Source organism: Limnohabitans sp. (genome assembly GCF_017848645.1).
GTDB lineage: Bacteria > Pseudomonadota > Gammaproteobacteria > Burkholderiales > Burkholderiaceae_C > Limnohabitans_A.
Genome location: NZ_JAFEIF010000066.1, coordinates 1 through 6263 on the forward strand (window position 1 = coordinate 1; position 6263 = coordinate 6263).

At 59.6% G+C, this 6263-nt stretch carries 4 protein-coding genes and 3 pseudogenes; 5 read left to right on the forward strand and 2 right to left on the reverse strand.

The window, feature by feature from the left end; genetic code table 11:
* Both QZ190_RS14110 and QZ190_RS14115 read right to left on the reverse strand, forming a co-directional pair.
* Positions 1–694: pseudogene (locus QZ190_RS14110) on the reverse strand (hypothetical protein); the annotation flags it as partial.
* A gap of 189 nt (positions 695–883) precedes the next feature.
* A complete protein-coding gene (locus tag QZ190_RS14115; RefSeq protein WP_291917384.1) occupies positions 884–2122 on the reverse strand; it encodes a hypothetical protein in 1239 nt (412 codons plus the stop codon).
* Positions 2123–2399: 277 nt separating this feature from the next.
* On the opposite strand from QZ190_RS14115, the gene QZ190_RS14120 reads away from it, so the two are divergent.
* The 5 genes and pseudogenes from QZ190_RS14120 to QZ190_RS14140 all read left to right on the forward strand — a co-directional run.
* Complete coding sequence (locus QZ190_RS14120) at positions 2400–3554, forward strand: hypothetical protein (protein ID WP_291917385.1); 1155 nt, start codon at positions 2400–2402, stop codon at positions 3552–3554.
* A 105-nt stretch (positions 3555–3659) separates the two neighbouring features.
* Positions 3660–5138, forward strand: a complete 1479-nt coding sequence (locus QZ190_RS14125; protein ID WP_291917388.1) for a mannose-1-phosphate guanylyltransferase/mannose-6-phosphate isomerase — start codon at positions 3660–3662, stop codon at positions 5136–5138.
* 197 nt (positions 5139–5335) lie between these two features.
* Complete coding sequence (locus QZ190_RS14130) at positions 5336–5587, forward strand: UPF0175 family protein (protein WP_108353280.1); 252 nt, start codon at positions 5336–5338, stop codon at positions 5585–5587.
* Between the two features lie 236 nt (positions 5588–5823).
* A pseudogene (locus QZ190_RS14135) lies at positions 5824–5982 on the forward strand (DUF3368 domain-containing protein); the annotation flags it as partial.
* A 136-nt stretch (positions 5983–6118) separates the two neighbouring features.
* Positions 6119–6238, forward strand: a pseudogene (locus QZ190_RS14140) (hypothetical protein); the annotation flags it as partial.
* Positions 6239–6263 lie beyond the last annotated feature (25 nt).

Sequence of the window (6263 nt, forward strand, 5' to 3'; positions counted from 1 at the left end):
GCCACCCCACCACAGCCCCCTGCCCTGAATGGCCTTGCTGGGCTTGCCGGTGCCACCACCAACCGCCCACCAGCAGCACCAGGCCCAGCCCCGCAGCCCAAGCCCCAAACACCGCCGCCAAAGACACCGAGCCAGAGCCAGAGCCAGAGCCCAAGCCCCAACCCAACACCCCGGCCACAGCCACGGCAGACACCACCCGCCCCGCGCTTTGCCAAGCCGCATCGCGCGCAAACCAAGCCGCCCCCCGCAAACCGGCCGACACCCCATTCATCACCGCCACACAAGCCATGGCCAGCAAAGCCATGGCCGCATCCCCACCCGACCACCACCAAGCCCCCACACACAACACCAGCGACACCGCGCCCACATGCACCAAAAACCGCCCCATGATCGCCCGCGACACCCCATCACCCAGGCGCGCAACTGCGTCTGCGTCTGCGTCTGCGTCTGCGTCTGCGTCTGCGTCTGCGTCTGCGTCTGCGTCGGCGCGAGCCCGCTCCCGGTACAGCCAGGCCGGCCAGCCTCCCTCTTGCAACATCAACGCCAAGGTGGCCACACTCAACAATGCCACATACGCGCCAAAGCCCGCCGTGCCCAACACGCGGGCCAACCACAAGGTCAAGGCAAAAGACACCCCTGCGCAAAACACCGCGCCCGCGCCCTGCACCAACACCGCACCACCCAGTTTGACCACATCAGCCCTTGAAAACCACCGCAACCCGCATTGTCACCCAGCCAAGACGGCAAGCCACGCGAAAGCGCACCCATGCCCCAGTGTGGGCACACTCAAAAACAAAGGGGAAAGCAGACATGAACCCCGGGCCCAACCCGGGTCGACCCGCCACGCATCAAGCCGTGGCGGCGGGTCGCGAAACCAGGGGCCTCAGGCGGCTGGGGCCTGGGCCAAAGCTTGCTTGGCGCGAAGCGCCTTGAGCGCGTTGCGCAGCAACAAAAACACCAGCATTGCAAACCCACCCAGCAACAAGCCCCCCACCAAAGGCAAAGCCAAGGCAGGCGGCTTCACCGAAGGGGCCAGGCGAATTTCCAGACCCTTGGTAAAAAAGGTCCTGGCCTTCACCAAATCGGCCTGCAAAGTGTTCAACACCAACTGCGCATTCACATCGTCCTGGCTGGCCGCTGTGCGCAAGCCATCCACGATTTTCAGCAACTGGTCGATCAAGGCAAAACCATTGTGCAGCTTGCCCGTCTCCTCTTGCGCCTTGGCCACAAAAGAGCGCAACAAAGCCGACTGCGCCAGCTTGTCACGCATCCGTGCCAAATCCTCCTGCGCCGCATTGATGTCCGACTGCACCGCCACAATCTGCGTGCTGATGGGCATGTACTTGGCGTTCGAATCCTTCAAATCCACCACCTGCTGCGAGCCCACCACCACATTGGCCGGGAAGCGCGTGCGCAAATCCTCCAGCTGCTTGGCACGCTCGCGCATGAACTTCAGCTCCACCTCGCGGTCGGTGATCTTCTTTTGCAAATCCGAGTCCACCGTCAAGACCTGCGACTCGTAGCGGTTGATCGCATCCCGCACCGACAAATAAGCACCGCCCTGCATGATGAAATCGGTCGCCACCTTGGCATTGGCCGCCGCCGCCGCCTCCGAGCTGCCCCGCGTCTTGACCACCAGGTTCAAGATATCGGCGCTGCCCGACTCCTGCATCTCCTGGCTGATCACCGCCAACTCCTTGGCATCGGCCTTGGACAATGAAAACGTCGGCTTGACCGAGGCCCCCCACCAAGCCGGGTCGGACATGGCCTTGATTTGCCCCCGCTGCTCATCGGGCAGCACATCCTTGTCCAGCAACTCAGTGGCCAAATTGGGCAGGCTCTGGCTCAAACTGCGCCAACTGATCAGGTCAATCGCCCGGCTCGAATCGATCACAGGTTTGCCACCGACAGTGATCGCATTGCCGCTCACCTTGTTGTTCACCATCACCGACTCGGCCGTGTACTTGCCCACCGCCAACCAGCCCAGCACAGCCAAAGCCAGACCTGCCAGGGCACCGCCAAGCAGCGTCTTCCAGGCCTCCTGAAAAAAGTCGACCACATCAGCCAAGCTGAAAGCCCACTCGTCGTTGTCCATCAGATCATCAGAATTTGTATTGTTCATTGCTCGCCAACTCTCCCATCAAACTGCCCATGGAAGCCTGTTTTTGCAAAAAGTTACGAACTGTAACAGCTGCCTCAGGACAGCCGTCCCCCAAAGACCTGCGCACCCCAATAATGGTGTTGAGGCCGTCTCCTCAAGGGCTAATCAGGCCAAAAAACCAATACCATAGAGCTCATTCAAAGATTACGTCTTTTCTCAATCCCTCAATGTTCGCTGGCATACACAAACTACAATATTAAAAATAGTTTTAATGATGAAAAAGAGCGCCCCCACCGATATGCAAACACAAACCACCCCAGACAACGACGACAGCATCGACCTGCTTGCCATTTTTGACTTTCTGACCCAACGCTGGAAACAATTGGCCATGGGCGCTGGGGGTGGCCTCGTTGTGGCCGTGCTCGGCTGGTTTGCCCTGGTCAACTACCAGGCCCAGGTCGTTCTCGTCAACCAAGGCGCCATCAGCTTTGTTGGCTGGAAGTCCTATACCCAAAGCCTGCCCCTGCTTGCTGGCCAGGTACTGCAAGCCGAGCAATTCAAGCCCGACGAAAAAAACCAAATCGAGCGCATGGTGCAAACCCAGTGGTGGTCACAAAACGTCAAACCCACCCTGCTGCTGTCCAAAGCCGACACCAAAGACCTGGCCTCTGTCAGCAAAGCCATGACCGACAACGGCAGCGACAACATCGTCAACTTTGTCGTCAGCGCCACCGCCTCCAGCAAAGACCGCGCCGAACAAGACGTGGCCATTGCCACCCGCTTCATGCAGCAAGGCGTGGCCTACCTCTCGCTGCAAAACATGGTCAGCAACTACGAAGCCCAAGTGCTCAACACCGAATCCGAGCTGCGTGCACGCATCACCCAAGTGCGCATCGAGCTCAAGTTTTTGCAAGAACGCGCCAAAAACCTCGAAAACCTGCAACGCCGCTTTCCGGGCAACAGCGCCGTGGGCTCGCAGCAAGTCGTCGATTTGGCCGACTCCAACGCCAAATACATGCCCATCAGCACCCAACTCGTGGCCGTGCAGTCCGACATCAACGCCAACGAAGAGCAGCTCACCCGCATGCAAGACCAATTGGCCCGCATCCAAGTCACCCGCGACTTCGTCACCCCCGCCCTGCCCCTGGTGGCCAAAGAATTCAACGGCCTGGCCCTGGTCGACCAACTCCTGGCCATCGAAGCCGACCTGCGCAAAAAAGCCCCCGCCGAAGACAGCAACGCCCAGCAAGCGCTCAACACCCTCCAGGCTCAGCTCATCAGCACCAAAACCTTCTTCAGCAAAGGCCTCGAATCGCGCCTGGCTCCCAGCGTGCGCAAAACCTTTGGCATGATCCCTGCCGCCGCCATTGGCCTGTTTTTGGGCCTGCTGCTGGCCCTGGCCTGGGCCGTCTGGCCCCTGCTCATGCAACGCCGCACCCCCACAAGCGCCTGACCCCTGCGCCCACGGGGTGGGCGCCTGCCCCACTGATACGAACATTGAGGCGACCATTGAGGCGACAATCGGGCCACCTCCCGACACATCACCCCAGCGCCACGCATGATCCAAGTCACCCCCGTCATCCTCTGCGGCGGCTCCGGCACCCGCCTGTGGCCGCTGTCGCGCACCGGTTTCCCCAAACAATTCCTGTGCCTGACTGGCGAACACAGCCTGTTCCAGCAAGCCGCGCAACGTCTGGGCGCACTGGCGCACAGCGGCATCAGCCTGGCCGCCCCCCTCATCGTCTGCGGCGAAGAACACCGCTTCCTGGCCGCTGAACAACTGCGCGAAATCGGTCACCCCCTGGCCACCGCCCTGCTCGAACCCGTGGGCCGTAACACCGCCCCGGCCGTCACCCTGGCCGCACTGGCCGCCACCGCCAACGGCCAAGACCCCGTGCTCGTTATCACCCCGGCCGACCAAACCATCACCCACCCTGCCGCCTACACCCAAGCGGTGCAGCAAGCCATCACCCACGCGGCCCAAGGCCACATCGTCATCCTCGGCGTCACCCCCGACAAGCCCGAAACCGGCTACGGCTACATCCACGCCCCCATCCACGACCCAGAGCGCGGAGACCAGGCCAACCCTCACCCCATCCCCGTCCAAGCCTTCGTCGAAAAACCCGACCTCGCCACTGCTCAAAAATACCTGCAAGAAGGCCACTACTTCTGGAACGCCGGCATGTTCGTCCTCAAAGCCAGCACATGGCTCCAGGCCCTCGCGCAATTTCGGCCCGACATCCTGCACGCCACCCAAGCCGCCTGGCAGCAACGCAGCACCGACACCTATGCCAGCGCCACCTTTGTGCGCCCCGACAAAACCCTCTTTGCCCAAGTCCCCGCCGAATCGGTCGACTACGCCGTGCTCGAACACGGCCCCGGCAGCGCCCACCCTATCTTCATGGTCCCTTTGAACGCAGGCTGGAGCGACCTCGGCGCCTGGGACGCCGTCTGGAACGTGCTCGCCAAAGACCCACAAGGCAATGCGCATGTGGGCGACGTGCTGGCCACCGACAGCCACCACAACCTCGTCCACGCCAGCCACCGCCTTGTTACCCTGGTGGGCGTGAGCGACCTGGTCATCATCGAAACCGCCGACGCCGTGCTCGTGGCCGACCAATCGCGCAGCCAAGACGTCAAACACATCGTCCAGCGCCTCAACCAAGAACAGCGCGAAGAACACAACCTGCACCGCAAAGTCCACCGCCCCTGGGGCTGGTACGACAGCATCGACGAAGGCGAACGCTTCAAAGTCAAACGCATCCTGGTCCAGCCCAAAGCCAGCCTCAGCCTGCAAAAACACCACCACCGCGCCGAACACTGGATCGTCGTCAGGGGCACCGCCGAAATTACCAACGGCGAACAAGTCCTCATCCTCACTGAAAACCAATCCACCTATATTCCATTGGGCACCGTGCACCGCCTGTCCAACCCCGGCAGCATCCCGCTCGAAATCATCGAAGTCCAATCCGGCAGTTACCTGGGCGAAGACGACATCGTCCGCTTTGAAGACACCTACGGTCGGCAAACCCCCTAAGACCCGTGCGCCACAACTACCATGTCATTTCAATTGTTGGGCCGTGCCAAAGCAACAGCCTCTGCGCAATACCGCACAACGAACAGCCGCACCAAGACAATGAAAAAGTCCCGAACAACCATGCGGCGCGATAAACTCGGACCTCGACCAGCCGGCACTGCCGCCGCTCTGGCCCGAATAGCCAGCAGGAGCACAACATGCAAATAGCCATAGAACTGCCTAATGACTTTGTCTCTTTTCTGGGAGCTAGCCAAGTTCAAAAGGAAATCCGCATTTCTTATGCACTGTGGTTGTATCAGCAAAGCCGCGTCACGCTGGCCAAAGCTGCCCAGATTGCTAGCGTTGACATTTATGAATTCATGAGCGTTTGCAAGGCAAACCAAGTGCCAACGCTGGACATCAGTCCTGAAGATTTAGCGCAAGAATTGTCCGAACTTAAAACAGCATGATTCTGGTTGCTGACGCCTCCGCACTCATAGCGCTTGCAACGTGTGATGGGCTTTTATGGCTCGAAAAACTCTTCGGTGAAGTTCTTGTACCCGAAACGGTGTTCTCCGAAGTAGCCATTTCCGACAAATCTCAGTCCCTTCGATTGAGAGCTTACTTAGATGGCAAAGTGCGTCAAGTTGACATGAATGGTTATGTCTATCTTGACGCCTATGCCGACGCCGGCGAGACACAAGCCATGGTTCTTTACAAAGCCGTCAATGCTGACTACCTTTTGATTGACGACAAGCGCGGCCGTAAAGTTGCTCAGATTAACCAAATCAAAGTTGTTGGCTCGCTAGGTGTTCTTATCCAGGCCAAAAAAGCAGGCCTGATTGATCAAGTTAAGCCACGGTTGGACCAGATTGCACAAAGTCAAATTTTCATGGCCCCCACTTTAGTCAGTGCCGTGTTGGCTATGGCTGGTGAACAGCAAAGCGTCCTACCAACTTCTGAAAAAAATCGGGATCTGAGCACAATTTCGTCGTCCGGTGCACCGCCTGTCCAACCCCGGCAGCATCCCGCTCGAAATCATCGAAGTCCAATCCGGCAGCTACCTGGGCGAGGACGACATCGTCCGCTTCGAAGACACCTACGGCAGGCAAACCCCTTAACTGCCCCAGCCCCTGCCCCCGCCCC

Bases quoted from the DNA above. Each gene is read 5' to 3' on its own strand.
- QZ190_RS14125 (WP_291917388.1), top strand. From the start codon at position 3,660: ATGATCCAAGTCACCCCCGTCATCCTCTGCGGCGGCTCCGGCACCCGC.
- QZ190_RS14120 (WP_291917385.1), top strand. From the start codon at position 2,400: ATGCAAACACAAACCACCCCAGACAACGACGACAGCATCGACCTGCTT.
- QZ190_RS14130 (WP_108353280.1), top strand. From the start codon at position 5,336: ATGCAAATAGCCATAGAACTGCCTAATGACTTTGTCTCTTTTCTGGGA.
- QZ190_RS14115 (WP_291917384.1), bottom strand. From the start codon at position 2,122: ATGAACAATACAAATTCTGATGATCTGATGGACAACGACGAGTGGGCT.